This is a genomic window from Streptomyces sp. FH025 (assembly GCF_017427025.1).
In the GTDB taxonomy this organism is placed as follows: Bacteria; Actinomycetota; Actinomycetes; order Streptomycetales; family Streptomycetaceae; genus Kitasatospora.
In genome coordinates this window covers 1-1,197 of record NZ_JAFLNG010001188.1, presented here as the reverse complement: position 1 = coordinate 1,197, position 1,197 = coordinate 1, and the positions used below count along the sequence as shown (strand labels likewise).

The window sequence follows — 1,197 nt, the reverse complement described above, 5'->3', positions numbered from 1 at the left end:
AGCCGCACCCGCGAGCGGGCGTAGCGCCCCGCGTGCGCGGCCGCCAGCTCCGGGTCGGCCAGGGCGACGTCCCAGGAACCGACCCAGATCCGGTTGCCGTCCGCGGTCGCCTCGTCCAACGGCAGTACGTCGAGCAGCGAGGCCCGCAGCCGGGCCAGCCCCGCGGGCGGCGGCGGGGTGCCGTCGGCGGGGGCGAGCCGCCGGGGCCGGTCGGTCGAGCGCCGGTCGAGCTCCTCCAGCGCATGGCTCAGCAGTGCCCGCTTGTTCGGGAAGTAGTGCGTCAACAGGCCGGTGGATGCTCCCAGTTCGGCTGCCACGGCACGCAGGGTCAGCCCCTCGAAGCCCCTGGCGGAGAGCACTCGCCACACCCCCTCGGAGACTTCCGAGCGGCGGGCGTCATGGTCTCCACGGGCTGGCGTCATGGGGGCTATCGTACATACCAAACGTTTGTTATGAATGGTTCCGACCAACCGCGCGGCAACCCCGCGCACCAATCCGCGCACCACGCGAAAGGCCCGCCCGTGTTTTCCGTACCCCTCACCGAGAACGCCGACCTGCGCCCGCTGGAGCCGTGGCAGGCCCCCGAGTTCCTGACCCACCTCGACCGCGCCCGGGCCCACACCGACCCGTGGATCCCGTGGGCCACCTTCTCCACCGACCTGGACTCGGCCCGCGCCACCCTGCAGCGCTACGCCGACCGCCAGGCCACCGACGCCGGCCGGATCTACGGCATCTGGAAGGACGGCACCCTGGTCGGCGGCGTGATGTTCGTGCACTTCGACGCCAAGAGCGGCAACTGCGAGATCGGCGCCTGGACGGAGCCGGCCGGTGAGGGCGGCGGACTGATCACCGCCGCCGTCCGGCAGCTGCTCGAGTACGCCTTCGTCACCCGCGGCCTGCACCGCGCCGAGTGGTGGTGCTCCTCCGCCAACGCCCGCAGCCGGGCGGTGGCCGAGCGGGTCGGCATGACGCTGGACGGCACCCTGCGCGAGTGGTTCCTGCACAACGGGGTCCGCCACGACAAGGAGATCTGGGCGGTCCTCGCCCCGGAGTGGGCTGCCGCCAAGGCCGACCGGGCCTGATCCGGGGCCGGAAGGGGCCGCAGGAGGCTGCAAGAGGTCGCGGAAGAGGCCTGCGGAAGGGGCCCTGCGGAAGGGGCGCCGCACGAGGCCTCGCGGAAGGCGCCCCGAGAGGCCC

The 1,197-nt window shown here is 73.3% G+C and carries 2 protein-coding genes; one reads left to right on the top strand and one right to left on the bottom strand.

All coding sequences use genetic code 11. The features are described from left to right. On the bottom strand, positions 1-422 hold a 422-nt coding region (locus J0670_RS38335), incomplete at its 3' end, for a TetR/AcrR family transcriptional regulator (RefSeq protein ID WP_207817386.1). 99 nt (positions 423-521) lie between these two features. Here J0670_RS38335 and J0670_RS38330 point away from each other — a divergent pair. Next, a complete protein-coding gene (locus J0670_RS38330; RefSeq protein ID WP_207817385.1) occupies positions 522-1,082 on the top strand; it encodes a GNAT family N-acetyltransferase in 561 nt (186 codons plus the stop codon). The last annotated feature ends 115 nt before the right edge of the window (positions 1,083-1,197 follow it).